A 17,893-nucleotide genomic window follows, 5' to 3' on the forward strand; every position below is an offset into this window, starting at 1 on the left:
GTTCCCGGTCAGTGGAGGCGCATTATAGGGAGTTCCTGACAGCCTGCAACCCCTAATTTGAAAAAACTTTTCAACCGTGTTTTATTTCAACGATTTGCTGTGATAACCGCCACTATTGTTATTTTTTGTACGACAATGCCGAGAAATCCTGAGCAAAACTGCTTACCTGTTGCCAATCCGTATACTCAACTTCTTTACTGGTATCAGTTTCTCCGCCCGTCATACGCATAATAAGTTGAATCATCACCCGATCTATCCAACGATAGCGGGGATAACGCAGGGCTCCAGCGAATACAGTGCACAATGTAGGTTGCCAAGGTGTGCTGAGCAAAAACTTACGGACATAGGCATTAGTTTGTGGCGAGCGCTTTTCTGGCTTACGTGCGGTCAGATTGACTGCAAAGAATGCACTCGGCATTTGATTTAGCTGTTCGACGTGTTTGTTGACGAATTTGCTCAAGCTTGGGTTGAAATGCCCATAACGCACAGAGGCACCAATCATCACTTGCTGGTATTGGCCCAGATCGATTTGCCCCACTTCTGCCAAATCCTGTATTTCACAGGTGGCAGCCACTGATAACTCCTTAGCTATATAGGAAGCGATGGTTTTCGTTTGACCATCTCGGCTGGAGTAAAATATCAGTACTTTCATAGCAATGTTCCTTATGCAGAATTACTCACGCCAGAATGTTGGGGTGAAAAGAACCAGTAAGGTGAAGACTTCTAGTCGACCAAATAACATGGTTATCACCAGTATCCATTTCGCCGCTGGGTTCATAGAGGTAAAGTTATCAGCAACAACCCCCAGGCCTGGCCCAAGATTGTTCAAAGTTGCGGTGACTGCCGCAAAAGCAGAGAACTCATCAACACCCGTCGCGATAATCGCCAACATACTAATGATGAAAACCAAAGCATAGGCGGAGAAGAACCCCCAGACAGCCTCCAATATCCTTTCCGGCAACGCCCGCCGCCCGAGCTTAATGGTATAAACTGCATTCGGATGAACCAAACGTTTTAACTCACGCGAACCTTGCAGATAGAGCAACAGGATACGGATAACTTTCAGGCCACCACCGGTCGACCCCGCACATCCCCCAATAAATGCAGAGCATAATAAGAGTATTGGCAAGAACAAAGGCCACTTAGAAATACTGTCAGTGGTGAAGCCCGCCGTGGTCGCCATTGATACCACTTGGAAAAACGCCTGGTTTAGCGTTTCCATGCCCGACTTGTACACATTATGTTGCCAGAGCACTAGGGTGCACACGATAACCAAGGTCAATTGTACGAAGATAAACATACGGAATTCGGGGTCACGCCAATACACTTTCAAACTGCGGCCACTGAGCACCGCAAAGTGCAGACCAAAGTTACACCCGGAGATCAGTAAGAAAATACCAATAATGGTGTTAATCGTTGGGCTGTTGAAGTAACCGATACTGGCGTCATGGGTCGAGAAGCCGCCAATAGCTATAGTAGAAAAGCTGTGAGAGATAGCATCAAACACCGACATGCCCGCGCCCCACAGGGAAAGCGCACAGGCAATCGTCAGTAATACATAGATAAGCCACAGCGTTTTAGCGGTTTCAGCAATTCGGGGCCGCATCTTATTGTCTTTCAACGGGCCGGGCATTTCTGCTCGATAGAGCTGCATCCCCCCGACCCCCAGAATAGGTAAGATTGCCACAGCCAGCACAATGATCCCCATACCACCAAGCCATTGCAGCATTTGCCGATAGAATAAAATAGCTTTAGGCAGTGAATCCAATCCCACTAGCGTGGTCGCCCCAGTGGTGGTCAAACCGGAGAATGATTCAAAAAATGCATCAGTTAAGGAGAGGTTTGGCCGCTCAGAGAATAAGAAAGGTAATGCCCCGACACTGCCCAGCACCGTCCAGAACAGCACGACAATGAGAAAACCCTCGCGAGGCTTCAACTCATGCTTCTGTTTTCGGTTTGGTAGCCAAAGCAAAAGACCGATCGCCAGAGCAACAAAAAAGGTTTCGCTGAAGGCACGGCCGGCACCATCACGATAGATCAAGGCCACTAGCCCGGGAATAAACATTGTCCCGGAGAATAAGATGACCAGCAGGCCAACAATACGGGTTATGGCACGAAAATGCATTCCGGCACGTTCCTTAGCAATTCACTTGGATGGGGATTATTGCGAAATGGGCGTCAATTGCAACGTACCACGACTGAGATCACGCAATTTATCCCCGACCTGACTGGCTTGAGTTGCTGGCAATGAGAGATGAAGTGTCACGAGTTGTGCATATTCACTCTGTAAAATCTGGCCTTCAACCTGCTGTAATAGTGTTTCTACCATCGCAAGCTGCGCATAGTCACACTGCAAAGTATATTCTACCTGCGGGACTTTATATTTTACTTCAATCTGTTTTAACGCTTGCTGAACACCACTACCGTACGCCCTGACCAGCCCGCCAGTCCCCAGCTTTATACCGCCATAGTAACGCACAACCACAGCAGTAATTTCACCAATATGACTGCCCATAAGCTGAGCCAGAATAGGTTTGCCCGCAGTACCCGAGGGTTCACCATCATCGGAAAAGCCTAATTGCTGTGAATCTGTTGGTGTACCGGCAACAAAAGCCCAGCAATGATGCCGGGCTGTAGGATGTTGTTGCTTAACCTGCTGAATAAAATCCTTCGCTTCATTCACCCCACAGGTATGTGCCAGTAGGGTGATAAAACGACTTTTTTTGATCTCTTCGCTGATAGTCACCGGAGCCGCAGGTATCAGATAAGGCTGCATCAGGCCAGCTTCAGGTCACGTGTCATGTTCTCAACCCGATTATCGTGAATAACGATATTATCTTCTATACGAATACCACCAAAAGGCTTCAGCGCATCAATACGATCCCAATTGAAGTGCTGACTAAACTCCCCTGAGCGCCATGGGGCCAGCAGAGATTCGATAAAGTAGAGGCCCGGCTCGATGGTGAGCACCATGCGAGGTTGCAGAATTCGTGTGCAACGCAGATAAGGATACTTGGTTGGCGCGCTCAGGTGAGTACCGGTATCATCCTGCATAAAACCAGCAGTATCATGCACTTGTAACCCAAGAGGATGGCCTAGCCCGTGAGGTAAGAATGGGCAGGTAATTCCTTGTTCGACCATGGCATCTTCACTGATCCCAGTGACCAGATTATGAGAGCGCAGTAACTTGGCAATGCGCTGATGCATCTGGACGTGATAATCAGTATAGCGCTCACCACTTTTGATGGTTTTGATCAGTGCAAGCTGCTCATCATTCAAATCTTGGATCAGCGCTGCAAAATCGCTATCACTATCAGCGGCATAAGTCCGCGTCAGGTCAGCAGCATAGCCATTGTATTCAGCACCTGCATCCATCAAGAAGCTGCGTATTTCTGCCGGTGGCTGATGCTGTAAGGTGGTGTAGTGAAGCACAGCAGAGTGTTCATTCAGCGCAACAATATTATCGTAAGGCACATCAGTATCACGGTGGCCTGTGGCCATCAGATACGCCAGATTGATGTCAAACTCACTCATTCCTGATTGGAATGCTTCATGAGCGGCCCGATGCCCGGTGACCGCCATTTTTTGCGCTTCGCGCATACATGCCAGCTCATAGTCCGTTTTATAAGAACGGTAGAAATGCAGATAATCTAACACCGGCTGCGGATTGATGTTTTCGGCGCTGAAACCCAGAGCCTGAGCGCGGTGCTGCGCATATCCAATATAGGCTACGCGATCCCGCTGCACAGGTAATTGCTGCGCAATATCATCTGCATTAGCTAATGGTTGGATATCGATCGATTTTGTCCAGAAACTGTCTGGCAATGGCTCCACACTGTGCCAATAGTCAACTGGGGAGTAAAACCATAACTTCGGCGTATTGACCCCATCAACCCATAACCAGCAGTTTGGGACTTGCGTCACTGGCACCCAAGCTTTGAATTGGGCGTTAACTTTAAAGGGATAATCACGATCATCAAGGAAAATGCGTTGTAATTCACCGGAGTGAATCAGTAAAGCGTCTAGCTGATGACGCTCCAGCACATCGCGGGTGCGCTGTTGTAGGGTGGACAAATGTTCGTTATATAAAGAAGCCAGCGTTTCCATCACAGTACCCTTTGCTATTAGAACTTAATTTTTTCATCTTATCATAGTCGCCAAAGCCATGTTCCGGCGACCGCTTATCTGTCTGAAAAATACGTTACAACCCACAATAAATTGATTATTTAACCGCTCAAACGCCACGAATAAACATGATAAAAATCAACTAACCCTTCTAATTGACTGTGATCTTCACTGCAAAAAATCAATCTCTTGTTTGCATTTCATTAACAAAATATCCACACTTCCTGAATATCTGGTCATACCAGATCACATGCGCTTATTCAGGAGATAGATATGCTCTACCAAAGCGAAACACTGCAGCTTCACTGGCTGGAAAACGGCATCGCCGAGTTGGTGTTTGATGCACCGGGTTCAGTTAATAAACTGGATACCAAAACTGTAGCCAATCTGGGTGAAGCCCTGGCTGTGCTGGAAAAACAAAGCGAACTTAAAGGGTTACTGCTGCGTTCCGCCAAGGCGGCCTTTATTGTCGGTGCCGATATCACCGAGTTTCTGTCTCTGTTTAATGCGCCACCCGAAAAGCTGCACCAATGGCTGGTCTTCGCCAACGATATCTTCAATCGTTTGGAAGACTTACCGGTCCCGACTATTTCTGCCATCAATGGCTACGCATTGGGTGGTGGCTGTGAATGTATTCTTGCTACTGATTTCCGTGTTGCATCGCCAGAAACCCGTATCGGTCTGCCGGAAACCAAACTTGGTATCATGCCGGGCTTTGGCGGTTCCGTGCGTTTGCCGCGCTTACTAGGTGCTGACAGTGCATTGGAAATCATTGCGGCTGGCAAAGATATTATTGCCAAAGATGCCCTAAAAGTTGGGCTGGTTGATGCCGTTGTTGCCCCTGAAAAGCTGGCTGATGCTGCTTTAATCATGCTGAAACAGGCGATTGACGGAAAGCTCGATTGGCAAGCTGCACGCCGTCCGAAATTAGAGCCACTAAAACTCAACCCAACTGAAGCCACCATGTGCTTTACCATTGCCAAAGGCATGGTCATGCAAGTCGCGGGTAAACACTATCCAGCCCCATTGACCGCGGTCAAAACTATCGAAGCTGCAGCGAAGTTTGGCCGAACCGAAGCATTGAAACTGGAAACCAATAGCTTTGTGCCATTGGCCGGTTCTAATGAAGCTCGAGCGCTGGTCGGTATTTTCCTTAATGACCAATATGTTAAAGGTCAGGCCAAAAAACTGTCCAAAGGTGTCAGTGCACCAAAACAAGCTGCCGTATTGGGTGCTGGGATTATGGGCGGTGGGATTGCCTATCAATCGGCGCTGAAAGGCGTGCCAGTCATTATGAAAGATATTAATGACAAATCGTTGACCCTTGGCATGAATGAAGCCGCCAAGCTGCTCAATAAACAGCTGGAGCGCGGTAAAGTCGATGGCCTGAAAATGGCGAATATTTTGGCAACCATCCAGCCAACACTGGATTATGCCGGAATTGAACGTGCGCAAGTTATCGTAGAAGCTGTGGTGGAAAATCCAAAAGTGAAAGCCGCTGTTTTGGCAGAGGTTGAAGCGCTGATTGGTGAAGAAACGGTTTTAGCCTCTAATACATCGACCATTCCAATCGATCAATTAGCTAAATCACTGAAACGCCCTGAAAACTTCTGCGGCATGCACTTCTTTAACCCCGTTCATCGTATGCCGCTGGTTGAAATTATTCGTGGCGCGAAAACCTCAGATAAAACTATTGCCGCCGTTGTGGCATATGCCACACAAATGGGCAAAACCCCAATTGTGGTGAATGATTGCCCGGGTTTCTTCGTTAACCGCGTCTTATTCCCGTATCTGGCTGGCTTTGGCATGCTGGTCAGAGACGGTGGCGATTTCCGTCAAATTGATAAAGTGATGGAAAAACAGTTTGGCTGGCCAATGGGTCCGGCTTATCTGCTAGATGTGGTGGGAATTGATACTGCGCATCATGCACAAGCTGTGATGGCTGTTGGCTTCCCAGATCGCATGAATAAAGATTATCGCGATGCAGTTGATGTAATGTTTGATAATCAACGCTTTGGTCAGAAAAATGGCCAAGGTTTCTACCGTTATACCCAAGATGCCAAAGGCAAGCCACGTAAAGAAAATGACGAGCAAGTCGATGGGTTACTGGCACAAGTCAGCCAACCGGCTCAGAAATTTAGTGACGCAGATATTATCGCGCGCACCATGATACCGATGATCAATGAAGTTGTGCGGTGTCTGGAAGAAGGCATTATTGCCAGCCCGGCTGAGGGTGACATGGCATTAGTTTATGGTCTGGGCTTCCCTCCATTCCACGGCGGTGTCTTCCGTTACCTTGATACTATCGGCAGTGCAAATTATGTCGAGATGGCGCAACGTTATGCTCACCTTGGCGCGCTGTATCACGTCCCGGCAGGGCTGAGAGCCAAAGCTGAACATAACGAAAGTTATTATCCTGTGGCAGCAGCGCTGCTTGATGTTTCTACCAGTCAACCGGCATGAGGTCTGAAAACATGGAAAATGTAGTCATTATTGATGCCGTCCGCACGCCGATGGGCCGCTCTAAAGGCGGCGCATTCCGTCAGGTTCGAGCAGAAGATCTCTCGGCTCACTTAATGCGGGAAGTTTTAAGCCGCAATCCTGGGCTGAATGCTGCCGAAATCGATGATATTTATTGGGGCTGCGTGCAACAAACGCTAGAGCAGGGCTTTAATATCGCCCGCAATGCCTCTTTGTTGGCTGAAATCCCGCATAGCGTTCCCGCAGTGACAGTGAACCGCCTATGTGGTTCATCTATGCAGGCTCTGCATGATGGCGCCCGAGCTATTATGGTGGGTGATGCACAAGTTAGCTTGATTGGTGGCGTGGAACATATGGGCCATGTGCCAATGAATCACGGTGTCGATTTCCATCCGGGCATGGGCCGTACTGTGGCTAAAGCGGCGGGCATGATGGGGTTAACCGCTGAAATGTTAGCAAAAATCCACAATATCAGCCGCCAATCACAAGATGAGTTTGCTGTTCGTTCTCATCAACGTGCCTATGCGGCGACGCAAGCGGGCCATTTTGCCAATGAGATAGTCGCGACCAATGGACATGACGCTGACGGCATCTTAACACGCTTTGATTTCGATGAAGTTATTCGCCCTGAAACCAATCTAGCCGGTCTGGCAGCTCTGCGCCCAGCCTTTGATCCCGTGAACGGCACCGTGACGGCCGGAACATCGTCGGCACTTTCTGATGGTGCTTCAGCCATGCTTATCATGAGTGAATCTCGTGCAAAATCATTAGGTTTAACACCGCGCGCCCGTATTCGCTCAATGGCGGTCGTCGGTTGTGACCCTTCGATTATGGGATATGGCCCAGTACCCGCCAGTCAACTAGCATTAAAACGTGCTGGGTTAAAACTGGAAGATATTGGTTTATTTGAATTAAATGAGGCTTTTGCCGCGCAATCACTGGCTTGTCTGAAAGGTTTGGGTTTGCTGGAAAGCATGGATGATAAGGTAAACCTGAATGGCGGGGCCATTGCATTAGGCCATCCATTGGGTTGTTCAGGGGCGCGAATCTCTACCACATTGCTCAATCTGATGGAACGCCGTGACGTGCAGTTTGGTCTGGCAACCATGTGCATCGGCTTGGGCCAAGGCATCGCGACCGTCTTTGAACGCGTCTAATCTCTGAATATCTTATCTAAAAAACATTAAGGGCCTGAATACAGGCCCTGATAACCGCTGTACCTGGTGTTTAGTTGCCGTTTTCCCGCCTGTCAGGGGCGGGCTTTTTTATTCTGAATAAAATCATTCACTCAGATAAAGGCAAAAGCATCACCATAGATATGCGCTTCCTGCGCGCTACGTTCAGCACAAAAACGCTCACGGGCAATTTTCGCCATTTCAAAACGACCGGCGATATAGATATCCTGCTCAGCGAGAGAGCCGTAGTCTTGCAATACCGCACTCAGCACTGTTCCGGTACGGCCACGCCAGCCCTCTTCAGGTTGCTCGACCACCGGGATAACTTTCAATTGTGGATATTTAACCGACAGCGCTTCCAGCTCGTTTAGATCGTATAAATGCACGGCTTCGCGGCCTCCCCAATAGATAGAGACTTCACGATCAGGCCGTTCCGCTAACGCCGCTAACAAAATTGAGCGCGCATAGGAAAAACCAGTGCCGCCGGCAATAAGAAGCAATGGACGGTGACTGCCCTCACGGAACCATGCCTCACCATGAGGGATATCCACATCCAGTGTTTTCTCTTTCAGAATTCTGTCCATCACGGCCATGGCATACAAATTCAGTTCCGAAGCCCCAATATGCAGCTCAATAAAATCTTGCTGCAATGGCGTGGATGCCATAGAGAATGGGCGCTTATCACGCTCGTCCATTACTACCATCAAATACTGCCCAGCACGGAAAGAAAATGCAGATGCAGGCACCAATTGCACCCGGTACACCGTATCGGTAATGGCCTCTACGGAGGTTACTTTACAGCTTAAAGTTGTCATGCCTTCCCTCTGTCGGGTCATCAAATGCAAAACCAAGGACAAGAACGACGCCGGTTAGCGTTTCGTCTCTTTGTCACTGAAAATGGCGAGTTCATCCCAAATAGCATCAACACGGGCGCGGACTTCTTCATCCATTTTAATTGGACGCCCCCATTCACGCGAAGTCTCAGCTGGCCATTTGTTGGTGGCATCCAGCCCCATTTTCGATCCCAAACCGGAAACCGGTGAGGCGAAATCCAAATAATCAATTGGCGTGTTTTCAATTAACACCGTATCGCGGGATGGGTCCATCCGGGTGGTAATCGCCCAAATAACATCATTCCAATCACGCGCATTAATATCATCATCGCAAACAATAACAAATTTTGTATACATAAACTGGCGTAAAAACGACCAAACGCCCATCATCACGCGTTTAGCATGGCCTGCATACTGTTTCTTTATTGTCACTACCGCCAGACGGTATGAACAGCCTTCTGGTGGCAGATAGAAATCAACAATCTCTGGGAACTGCTTTTGCAAAATAGGGACAAATACTTCATTCAGTGCAACCCCCATCACCGCCGGTTCATCCGGAGGACGGCCAGTATAAGTGGAATGGTAAATTGCATCTTTGCGCTGGGTAATATGGGTAACGGTAAAGACTGGGAAGCTGTCAATCTCGTTGTAATAACCCGTATGGTCACCATAAGGACCTTCCGGAGCCATATCGCCCTGCTCAATATATCCTTCCAATACAATTTCTGCACTGGCAGGCACTTCAAGGTCATTGGAAAGACACTTCACAACTTCTGTTTTGTGCCCACGCAGTAAGCCAGCAAAAGCATATTCAGACAGTGTGTCGGGCACTGGCGTTACCGCCGCCAAGATGGTTGCTGGATCAGCACCAAGCGCCACAGCCACCGGGAAACGTTCACCGGGATGAGCTTCACACCACTCTTGATAATCTAGCGCGCCACCACGATGGGATAACCAGCGCATAATTAATTTGTTTTTGCCTAAAACTTGCTGGCGATAGATACCCAGGTTTTGACGCTCTTTATGCGGGCCACGAGTGACCGTCAGCCCCCAGGAAACCAAGGGTGCAGCATCCTCAGGCCAGCAATGCATGACTGGGATTCGGCTCAAGTCGACATCGTCCCCTTCCCAGACTTGTTCCTGGCAAGGAGCGGAACTTAAGCATTTCGTCGGCATATTCAATACCTGCTTAAATTTCGGCAGTTTATCGAATAGATCGCGAAATCCCTTCGGAGGATCGGGTTCTTTCAAGAAAGCCAACAGCTTACCAACATCGCGCAGTGCGCTGACATCCTCTTGTCCCATCCCCATGGCTACCCGCTTGGCGGTGCCAAACAAGTTACACAGCACTGGCATGCTGTAACCCTTAGGATTTTCAAAAAGTAATGCAGGCCCGCCAGCACGCAAGGTGCGGTCGGCAATTTCTGTCATTTCCAGATAGGGATCAATAGGCTGGCTAATACGTTTAAGTTCACCCCTCTGTTCCAGCAACGAGAGGAAGTCACGTAAGTCACGGTATTTCATGCTGATCATTTCGGCGGCTATGTGATGCGCCATTATAGGCTGTCTTTATAGCAGTTGCTGTCTTTTTGTTAAAAATGGATACGGGCTCACTCGAAAAGATATCATGCTGCTCTCTGCTATTAACAACTATCAATCCAAATATCATTTCATCAGTGGGAAATAGGCTAAATCTTTGTATAACAATCAATAGGCTCTAAATGCCCATTTATCCTCACTGTTTATATATCGCCACTTTTGTTATGCTGCCAAGTAGTACCTAAAGGCATGTGAAATTATGAAATATTGGCATTTATTATATTGTAAACGTGGCCAGCTTTTACGCGCTAAAGAGCATCTAGAGCGGCAAAAAGTGAACTGCTGGACGCCGATAGTGACTATCGAGAAGATAGTGCGCGGAAAACGGGCTGAAACGACAGAAGCGTTATTTCCTAATTATCTGTTCGTGGAGTTTGATCCGGAACATATTCATACCACCACGATAAGTGCCACTCGAGGTGTAAGCCACTTTGTCCGATTTGGTGTGCAACCCGCGGTGATTCCAGCACTGGTTATCGCTGAGATGCAATCTCACACTGCAGATAGAATCATTGCGCCAGAAGTCCCTGTACCTGGTGATGTGGTGACAATTACCGAGGGTATTTTTTCTGGGCTACAGGCGATTTATACCGAGCCAGATGGCGAGGCTCGCTCAATGTTGCTGCTGAATATGCTCAATAGCCAAGTGCTGCAAAGCTTGGATAATCGTCAGTTCGAAAAACAATAATATCCCAGTATAGAAATAAATCGAGGTAGGTACATCCATACCTACCTTATAGTTTATATGCAAAGAGTTAGCGCTGCATTTGATCGTCATGAAGCCATTGTGCAACTTGCTTAGCAAAATAGGTTAATACCCCATCCGCACCTGCACGTTTAAAGCATAATAGTGACTCCATTACCGTCGGTTTTTCTTGCAGCCAGCCATTTTGAATGGCTGCCATGTGCATCGCATATTCACCCGAAACCTGATACGCAAAAGTTGGAACCCCAAAGGTATCTTTCACCCGACGCACCACATCCAGATATGGCATTCCTGGCTTGACCATGACCATATCAGCGCCTTCCTGCAAGTCCTGGGCTATCTCTTGCAAAGCTTCATCACTGTTGGCCGGGTCCATTTGATAGGTTTTCTTGTTGCCGCCTTTTAAATTGCTGCTAGAGCCAATAGCATCGCGGAATGGGCCATAGTAGCAAGAGGCATATTTCGCTGAGTACGCCATGATTTGCGTATTTACCAACCCTTGCAGTTCTAACTGATCGCGAATAGCCCCAATGCGGCCATCCATCATATCGCTCGGAGCAACAATCTCGGCTCCGGCTTCTGCATGTGACAATGCCTGACGCACTAAAATCTCTTTGGTGATGTCGTTAATGACATACCCGTCAGCATCAATGACGCCATCTTGCCCGTGGGTTGTGTAAGGGTCGAGTGCGACATCGGTAAGAATACCTAACTCAGGTACTGCATCTTTTAAAGCACGTACAGTTCGTTGTACCAAGCCATTTGGGTTATAGGCTTCTTCCGCATGTAATGATTTCAGGCCTGACTCAATAACAGGGAACAACGAGATGACCGGAACACCAAGCTTGGCAATGGCCTCAGCTTCTTTTACCAACAGGTCAATCGTCATGCGCGAGACTCCGGGCATGGATGAAACCGCTTGCTGCTGGTTATTTCCTTCCATGACGAACACCGGATAGATCAGGTCATTGACTGTCAGTTGATTTTCAGCGACCAGTCGGCGACTGAAATCATGACGGCGCACACGGCGCATACGGCGACCAGGAAAGGTGCCCGGGAATGCATAGCTCATATTGTTCTCCTAACTCAAACCAACCGGAAAATCCGGCGGGCGTTTTCATCAGTTTTCTGTCCCAGCCATTGAGGGTCTTCTTGTCGCCAGACAGCAACCTGCTGGACGATATGAGGCAGAAAGCAAGGTTCATTGCGACGGGATGCAGGTTTTGGATGTATATCCCTTGGCAATAAATAAGGGGCATCAGTTTCCAGCAACAATTGTTGAACGGGAATGCGCGGCAGTAGTGATCTTAGCTCAAGGCCTCGGCGTTCATCACAAACCCAACCGGTGATACCAATAGATAGACCCAACGCCAGGCAAGAATCTAGCTCATCAGCAGTGCCCGTAAAACAATGCACAACAGCAGCGGGGATTTTATCTAACCAAGGCGAAAGCAGAGTGATAAAACGTTCGTGAGCTTCACGACAATGTAAGAAAACAGGCAAAGAAAGCTCTGCTGCCAGTGCAAGCTGGGCAGTAAATGCGATTTCTTGCTCTGCTGGTGTAGAGAAGTTGCGGTTAAAATCTAGCCCACACTCACCGATGGCGACTACCGAGGTATCTGCCGCCAATGTTCTGATTTGCTGCTCTACCGATATTTGCCAGCTACTCGCATGATGAGGATGAACCCCTGCGGTTGACCAGCAGTAACCCGCGTTGGCTGTGGCAAGCTCAAGTGCGGCCTGACTCTCTTCGGCATCAGTACCGGTAATCAGCATCCCGCTAACCCCAGCTTCTTTTGCGCGAGCAATAACCTGAGGACAATCTTTGGTAAATTGCGCGCTGGTTAAATTCACACCAATATCAAACATGTACGTTCCAAAACAGAAGCCGCCCCAGAGGGCGGCTAAACATCAAAACAGAGAGTTAAGGGGCTTTCGGATGGTTATCGCTGTCTTCATCCTCTTCCTCAATATCTGCGCGCCGTTGTTTGCCAGTATAAAAACGAGCAAAGAACACACCCAGTTCAAATAACAGATACATTGGAATGGCCAATAATGTCTGTGACAGCACATCAGGTGGCGTAAGGAGCATGCCCACGACAAAAGCACCGACAAATACATAAGGACGTTTTTTCTTCAATGCTTCAGGTGTTGTTACCCCAGCCCAGCATAGAAGAATGATGGCGATCGGGACTTCGAAAGAAATACCAAACGCCATAAATAGCGCCATAACAAAATCAAGGTATTTGGTGATATCCGTCGCAATCAATACGCTTTCCGGCGCTGTTTTGGCAAAAAAACCAAAAGCTAACGGGAAAACGATAAAATAGGCAAATGCCATACCCAGATAAAACAAGAAACTGCTGGATATCAGCAGTGGAACCATCAGGCGGCGCTCATGTTTATACAGCGCAGGGGCTATAAATGCCCAAACCTGATAGAGGATCATCGGTGCAGAAACAAACACCGAGACCATCATGGTCAATTTAATCGGGGTAAAGAACGGGGATGCAACATCAGTTGCGATCATACTGGAGCCAACAGGCAGTTGTTTGATCAACGGTGCTGAAACCAAGTGATAGATATCATTGGCAAAAAAAACCAATGCTAAAAAAACCACTAAAATAGTGATAATACAATTCAATAGCCGCTTACGCAGTTCTATCAAATGAGTGATAAGGGGTTGGGTATCATCAACAGCCATGTTTACCGATCGCCGTCAGGTTGGTGAGTTCGAGGTTGGTCAGCACTGATTGAATCTGTGCTATGGGAGTCAATTGTGGCTGCGTTCGCCTTGGTTACAGGGGGGTTTGTAACTGGCACAGCCTCCCTCTCTACTGAAGGGATAGACTCAGAGAATGCCTTAACCTGAACAATGGGTTTCTCGACGTTATCAAGGGCAGTTTCAACCACAGTCGAGGTGCCCACCTCATTAGTGCTCGGTGCCTGAGGTGAAGCTTCAGCTTGCGTCGCCGATTCAGCAGGGGTAACGCCATCATGAATTGCTTCTGGCTCGGTTACCAACGGATTATGGATCGTATGTGGCGCTTCCGAAGCAATATCAGAATGATAAGAACGCTTCAGCGCCTCCGCAGCCTCTTTGAGTTCATCCATTGAGGCTTTCAGCTCAGGTGTCAGGTTCTGCAAACCAGCCTGTTCTGCTTTTTTCAGACTGTCTTGCAACTCTTGCAACTTAAGTTCTTGTGCCAATTCGTTTTGCACTGTTGCCGCGAGTGAGCGCAATGTCCGAATCCAGCCGGCGACTGTTCTTACAGCAACCGGCAGCCGTTCTGGCCCAAGCACGACCAGACCAATAACAAGTATCAGTAGCAGTTCACTAAACCCGATGTCGAACACAGCTTATCCCTGCTCTTTGTCGTGACTCTTAGTAGGCTCTTCAGCTTTGACTACCGGCTGTTGCTGCTTTTCTGCAATCGATTTTGCAAAATCAGCATCATTGCTGGTCTTATCAGCATCAGTTGGAGCGTCTTTTGGTTCATCACCTATCGCTTTTTTAAAACCTTTGATGGACGCACCTAGATCTGACCCTAATGTCCGCAGCTTGTTAGTACCAAACAGCAGAACAACAATCACGGCAATGATTAATAACTGCCAAATACTTATACCACCCATTACATTCACCTCTATATACAAGGGTTATTCCACAGAGGGCCGCATTATACGTCATATAACCTCTGTGAATACCTATCTAACTTACCGCATTTTGAACTAGCGCATAGCTTCTTGAACAAATAAATGGCTTCTTGAATAACTTTTACATAACTCATTAACCATGCAATAAGTATGTTAACTGGTTCGTCGCCAACCAATAAACCAGGCCAGTACTCCAGCGACAATGAATCCCGTTGAGATCTCTACCGCACCAGCCAAGAATAAAATGGTACCACTGACTAATAGTGTAGCGCCAACCCCGAACAAATACCGTGACTGCCCTTGACGTTGTTGCTGGCCTTGTATCTGTGTAGTGAGTTTATCGACACTTTGTTGCAATAATTTGTGCTGTTGCAAGCTGTCATAAACGAGTTCCGGTAGCTCTGGGAACTTCTCTGCCCAGAACGGCGCCTTCTCTTTCAATGCACGAATTACCGCGGGTAAGCCAACCTGGTCCCGTAACCAGCTTTCAAGAAACGGCTTCGCTGTCGTCCAGAGATCAAGCTGGGGATAGAGTTGACGCCCTAAACCCTCAACATACAGCAACGTTTTCTGTAACAGAACCAACTGAGGCTGTACTTCCATATTAAAGCGACGTGCTGTGTTAAAGAGATTCAATAACACATGCCCGAATGATATTTCTGCCAGGGGCTTTTCAAAAATTGGCTCACAAACGGTACGAATAGCGAACTCAAAATCTTCAACATTGGTATCACGAGGTACCCAGCCCGAATCAACATGCAACTCAGCAACTCGCCGGTAATCGCGGTTAAAGAAAGCAATAAAATTTTCAGCGAGATAGCGTTTATCTGCTTTGTTTAACGAACCAACAATACCGCAGTCAATCCCGATGTACAGTGGGTCGTGAGGATGCTCATAGCTAACAAAAATGTTCCCAGGATGCATATCCGCATGGAAAAAGCTGTCACGGAAAACCTGAGTGAAGAAAACTTGCACTCCACGTTCCGCCAACAATTTCATATTTGTACCTTGATCTTCTAAAGCAGCAATATCAGATACAGGTATGCCGTAAATACGTTCCATCACCAATACGCTTTCCCGGCAATAGTCTGAATAGACCTCAGGAATATAGAGCATGGGGCTGTCTTCAAAATTGCGGCGTAATTGAATAGCGTTAGCGGCTTCACGTAACAGATTCAGCTCATCAAGCAGCGTTTTTTCATATTCACGCACGACTTCCCGTGGACGCAATCTGCGGCCATCAGGTAAAAGCTTAGGTACCCAGCCAGCAAGACGATACATTAAGCGGACGTCGGCTTTAATAATCGGCAAAATATCAGGGCGAATAACTTTCAGTACAACTTCCTGGCCGTTCTCTTTTAAGCGCGCCGTATGTACCTGAGCAATAGAAGCAGAGGCCAAAGCTTGCTGTTCAAAATCGTCGAACCATGTTTCTAACGGCCCACCCATAGCGATTTCAATCTGCTTGCGTGCAAGCGCACCATCAAATGGAGCAACTCTGTCCTGCAATAACGCCAGTTGATCAGCAATGGCTGGCGGGAAAAGATCACGGCGCGTGGACATCATCTGGCCAAATTTGATCCAGACGGGTCCTAACTCCTGTAAAGCGAGACGTAAACGCTCACCCAAGGGTTTATCTTTATGGCGATTAGGCAGCCAGAAAAACAGATGACGACCAATACGTAATGGCAACGTCAAACGTATCTTCGGAATTAATTCTTCCAGCCCATAGCTTAAGAAAACCCGAATAATGAGATACAGGCGCCGAAGTTCTCCTGGCGTCATTGTTTTGTCTCCATAGTTGCCAACCTGGCACTTAAAGCCTCTGTGGCACGAACAGTGGCATCCACCTCTTCGTTAAACCACACAACCTCTAGTGGTGCCGGCGCTATTTTCCATTCTTCAGTTATTGCGTCAGCCAAGTAATGTTGCTGCTGCCGTAACTGCTTACCAAGAAAACGACTACTTTTATGCACTACCTGCCCTATGGATTCAGCGGCAATATCACCGATGTAGGGAGCCAACCATTCTGCAGGCTCCCACTCAGCAAGATCCAATAGCGCAGCAAGTTGTTGAACCACCTGAATATCACCTTCGACAATCAGTTCGCCACTGCGCATCAAGGGTGAGAGTTGCTGACGGTCTCGCAATTTTGCCAACACAGCAACTTCTGTTTTCACGATGCAATCCGCTTCACCATCCCATTGGCTTAAAACATCTACCTGCCGTTCACTAAAAACGAACAGCAGTGGGAAGCTTATCTCGCGTAACTCGATGCGCAGAACTTTCCCTGCCAAGCGTAAACGCGCAGCTTTCATGCTTTTATCGCGAAATAGCACACTATTGAGTGATGTTTCTATAGCGGCTGTAATTAGTGGCAACAGTAAAGTTGGTTTCAGTGACAAAGGTCTAAATATCAGTGATTTTAGCGGCATAACCCCATTCCTGTTAGAACTTAAAGCCCCGATGTAACGCAACGATGCCACCGGTTAAATTGGAATAGGTTACGTTTTCAAACCCGGCATCCATCATCATGCCTTTCAGTGTTTCTTGGTCAGGATGCATCCGAATAGACTCCGCCAAATAGCGGTAGCTTTCAGAGTCCTGTGCCACAAGCTCACCAATCTTAGGTAGAATATGGAAAGAGTAAGCATCATAGGCTTTGCTCAAAGGTGCCAGAAGTGGTTTAGAGAATTCGAGAACTAACAAGCGACCGCCGGGCTTTAGTACCCGAAACATAGAACGTAACGCCTTTTCTTTTTCGGTGACATTTCTCAAACCGAATGAAATGGTGATGCAATCGAAGTAATTATCAGGGAAAGGTAGGGCCTCAGCATTGGCCTGTACATAGCTGACATTACCAACGATGCCTTTATCACGCAGCTTTTCACGGCCCATACGCAGCATAGATTCATTGATATCAGCCAGAACGACTTCGCCCTGTTCTCCCACCAGCCGAGAGAATTTAGCCGTTAAATCTCCGGTACCACCAGCTAGATCCAATACTCGTTGACCGCGCCTAACACCGCTACAGTCAATAGTAAAACGCTTCCAAATACGGTGAACACCGAACGACATCAGGTCATTCATCAGATCGTATTTGGCGGCTACGGAATGAAAAACTTCTGCCACCATGCCTTCTTTCTGTTCTTTGGCTACGGTGCGAAAACCAAAATGAGTGGTTTCCTTGTCCTGATCTACCATTTTCTGTGCCTGCTTTTCAGTCAATCTTTCGAGGAAGTGTACCAGAACTCCGATGAAAGCCCCACCTCACCTGGTATTAAGGTAACTGCTTAATCGCAGTCTTCTCAACATCATAC

Annotated in this window: 17 protein-coding genes; 3 read left to right on the forward strand and 14 right to left on the reverse strand. The window is 47.8% G+C overall.

The window, feature by feature from the left end:
* Positions 1-118: 118 nt before the first annotated feature.
* Genes hemG through pepQ form a run of 4 tightly spaced genes read right to left on the reverse strand, consistent with a single transcriptional unit; the run spans position 119 to position 4,107 of the window.
* Entirely contained in the window at positions 119-652 is a 534-nt protein-coding gene (gene hemG, locus FTA96_RS10765) for a menaquinone-dependent protoporphyrinogen IX dehydrogenase (RefSeq protein ID WP_145573802.1), read from the reverse strand.
* Between the two features lie 21 nt (positions 653-673).
* Positions 674-2,125, reverse strand: a complete 1,452-nt coding sequence (gene trkH, locus FTA96_RS10770; protein ID WP_050109808.1) for a Trk system potassium transporter TrkH — start codon at positions 2,123-2,125, stop codon at positions 674-676.
* A 36-nt stretch (positions 2,126-2,161) separates the two neighbouring features.
* Positions 2,162-2,776 (reverse strand): IMPACT family protein, encoded by a 615-nt coding sequence (locus tag FTA96_RS10775; RefSeq protein WP_050109806.1) that lies wholly within the window; start codon positions 2,774-2,776, stop codon positions 2,162-2,164.
* Positions 2,776-4,107, reverse strand: coding sequence for a Xaa-Pro dipeptidase (gene pepQ, locus FTA96_RS10780; RefSeq protein ID WP_145573804.1), 1,332 nt, complete (start codon positions 4,105-4,107; stop codon positions 2,776-2,778). The genes FTA96_RS10775 and pepQ overlap by 1 nt, the downstream gene beginning before the upstream one ends.
* Positions 4,108-4,398: 291 nt before the next feature.
* Between pepQ and fadB the strand changes: the two genes are divergently transcribed.
* Both fadB and fadA read left to right on the forward strand, forming a co-directional pair.
* On the forward strand, positions 4,399-6,588 hold the full coding sequence (gene fadB, locus FTA96_RS10785) for a fatty acid oxidation complex subunit alpha FadB (RefSeq protein ID WP_145573806.1): 2,190 nt from the start codon (positions 4,399-4,401) through the stop codon (positions 6,586-6,588).
* 11 nt (positions 6,589-6,599) lie between these two features.
* Positions 6,600-7,763 (forward strand): acetyl-CoA C-acyltransferase FadA, encoded by a 1,164-nt coding sequence (fadA, locus tag FTA96_RS10790; RefSeq protein WP_050135727.1) that lies wholly within the window; start codon positions 6,600-6,602, stop codon positions 7,761-7,763.
* Between the two features lie 131 nt (positions 7,764-7,894).
* On the opposite strand, the gene fre is transcribed toward fadA, so the two are convergent.
* The gene (gene fre / locus FTA96_RS10795) at positions 7,895-8,596 is read right to left on the reverse strand and encodes an NAD(P)H-flavin reductase (RefSeq protein WP_050109798.1); all 702 of its coding nucleotides are present in this window, start codon (positions 8,594-8,596) and stop codon (positions 7,895-7,897) included.
* Between the two features lie 54 nt (positions 8,597-8,650).
* Entirely contained in the window at positions 8,651-10,147 is a 1,497-nt protein-coding gene (gene ubiD, locus FTA96_RS10800) for a 4-hydroxy-3-polyprenylbenzoate decarboxylase (protein ID WP_050109813.1), read from the reverse strand.
* A gap of 265 nt (positions 10,148-10,412) precedes the next feature.
* Here ubiD and rfaH point away from each other — a divergent pair, with 265 nt between their 5' ends.
* The gene (gene rfaH / locus FTA96_RS10805) at positions 10,413-10,901 is read left to right on the forward strand and encodes a transcription/translation regulatory transformer protein RfaH (protein ID WP_050109796.1); all 489 of its coding nucleotides are present in this window, start codon (positions 10,413-10,415) and stop codon (positions 10,899-10,901) included.
* Between the two features lie 67 nt (positions 10,902-10,968).
* Here rfaH and hemB read toward each other — a convergent pair whose 3' ends face one another.
* The 8 genes from hemB to ubiE form a co-directional block, all read right to left on the reverse strand.
* Positions 10,969-11,991 (reverse strand): porphobilinogen synthase, encoded by a 1,023-nt coding sequence (gene hemB, locus FTA96_RS10810; RefSeq protein ID WP_050109794.1) that lies wholly within the window; start codon positions 11,989-11,991, stop codon positions 10,969-10,971.
* 14 nt (positions 11,992-12,005) lie between these two features.
* Positions 12,006-12,788, reverse strand: coding sequence for a 3'-5' ssDNA/RNA exonuclease TatD (gene tatD / locus FTA96_RS10815; protein ID WP_134956658.1), 783 nt, complete (start codon positions 12,786-12,788; stop codon positions 12,006-12,008).
* A 55-nt stretch (positions 12,789-12,843) separates the two neighbouring features.
* Positions 12,844-13,623, reverse strand: a complete 780-nt coding sequence (gene tatC, locus FTA96_RS10820; protein ID WP_050109791.1) for a Sec-independent protein translocase subunit TatC — start codon at positions 13,621-13,623, stop codon at positions 12,844-12,846.
* A gap of 2 nt (positions 13,624-13,625) precedes the next feature.
* A complete protein-coding gene (gene tatB, locus FTA96_RS10825) occupies positions 13,626-14,276 on the reverse strand; it encodes a Sec-independent protein translocase protein TatB (protein ID WP_145573808.1) in 651 nt (216 codons plus the stop codon).
* 3 nt (positions 14,277-14,279) lie between these two features.
* Positions 14,280-14,552, reverse strand: a complete 273-nt coding sequence (gene tatA / locus FTA96_RS10830; protein WP_050109788.1) for a twin-arginine translocase TatA/TatE family subunit — start codon at positions 14,550-14,552, stop codon at positions 14,280-14,282.
* Positions 14,553-14,726: 174 nt separating this feature from the next.
* Positions 14,727-16,358: a ubiquinone biosynthesis regulatory protein kinase UbiB gene (gene ubiB, locus FTA96_RS10835; RefSeq protein WP_050109787.1), complete on the reverse strand. Its 1,632-nt coding sequence runs from the start codon at positions 16,356-16,358 to the stop codon at positions 14,727-14,729.
* Positions 16,355-17,008: a ubiquinone biosynthesis protein UbiJ gene (gene ubiJ, locus FTA96_RS10840; protein WP_186371932.1), complete on the reverse strand. Its 654-nt coding sequence runs from the start codon at positions 17,006-17,008 to the stop codon at positions 16,355-16,357. The genes ubiB and ubiJ overlap by 4 nt, the downstream gene beginning before the upstream one ends.
* Before the next feature lie 13 nt (positions 17,009-17,021).
* Positions 17,022-17,777 carry a bifunctional demethylmenaquinone methyltransferase/2-methoxy-6-polyprenyl-1,4-benzoquinol methylase UbiE gene (ubiE, locus tag FTA96_RS10845; protein ID WP_050109784.1) on the reverse strand — a complete coding sequence of 252 codons (756 nt, stop codon included), beginning with the start codon at positions 17,775-17,777 and terminating at the stop codon, positions 17,022-17,024.
* Positions 17,778-17,893 lie beyond the last annotated feature (116 nt).

Source organism: Yersinia alsatica (assembly GCF_902170305.1).
Lineage (GTDB): Bacteria > Pseudomonadota > Gammaproteobacteria > Enterobacterales > Enterobacteriaceae > Yersinia > Yersinia alsatica.

Coding starts and splice junctions, on each gene's coding strand:
- hemG (WP_145573802.1), bottom strand. CDS start 652: ATGAAAGTACTGATATTTTACTCCAGCCGAGATGGTCAAACGAAAACC.
- trkH (WP_050109808.1), bottom strand. CDS start 2,125: ATGCATTTTCGTGCCATAACCCGTATTGTTGGCCTGCTGGTCATCTTA.
- FTA96_RS10775 (WP_050109806.1), bottom strand. CDS start 2,776: ATGCAGCCTTATCTGATACCTGCGGCTCCGGTGACTATCAGCGAAGAG.
- pepQ (WP_145573804.1), bottom strand. CDS start 4,107: ATGGAAACGCTGGCTTCTTTATATAACGAACATTTGTCCACCCTACAA.
- fadB (WP_145573806.1), top strand. CDS start 4,399: ATGCTCTACCAAAGCGAAACACTGCAGCTTCACTGGCTGGAAAACGGC.
- fadA (WP_050135727.1), top strand. CDS start 6,600: ATGGAAAATGTAGTCATTATTGATGCCGTCCGCACGCCGATGGGCCGC.
- fre (WP_050109798.1), bottom strand. CDS start 8,596: ATGACAACTTTAAGCTGTAAAGTAACCTCCGTAGAGGCCATTACCGAT.
- ubiD (WP_050109813.1), bottom strand. CDS start 10,147: ATGATCAGCATGAAATACCGTGACTTACGTGACTTCCTCTCGTTGCTG.
- rfaH (WP_050109796.1), top strand. CDS start 10,413: ATGAAATATTGGCATTTATTATATTGTAAACGTGGCCAGCTTTTACGC.
- hemB (WP_050109794.1), bottom strand. CDS start 11,991: ATGAGCTATGCATTCCCGGGCACCTTTCCTGGTCGCCGTATGCGCCGT.
- tatD (WP_134956658.1), bottom strand. CDS start 12,788: ATGTTTGATATTGGTGTGAATTTAACCAGCGCGCAATTTACCAAAGAT.
- tatC (WP_050109791.1), bottom strand. CDS start 13,623: ATGGCTGTTGATGATACCCAACCCCTTATCACTCATTTGATAGAACTG.
- tatA (WP_050109788.1), bottom strand. CDS start 14,552: ATGGGTGGTATAAGTATTTGGCAGTTATTAATCATTGCCGTGATTGTT.
- ubiB (WP_050109787.1), bottom strand. CDS start 16,358: ATGACGCCAGGAGAACTTCGGCGCCTGTATCTCATTATTCGGGTTTTC.
- ubiJ (WP_186371932.1), bottom strand. CDS start 17,008: ATGCCGCTAAAATCACTGATATTTAGACCTTTGTCACTGAAACCAACT.
- ubiE (WP_050109784.1), bottom strand. CDS start 17,777: ATGGTAGATCAGGACAAGGAAACCACTCATTTTGGTTTTCGCACCGTA.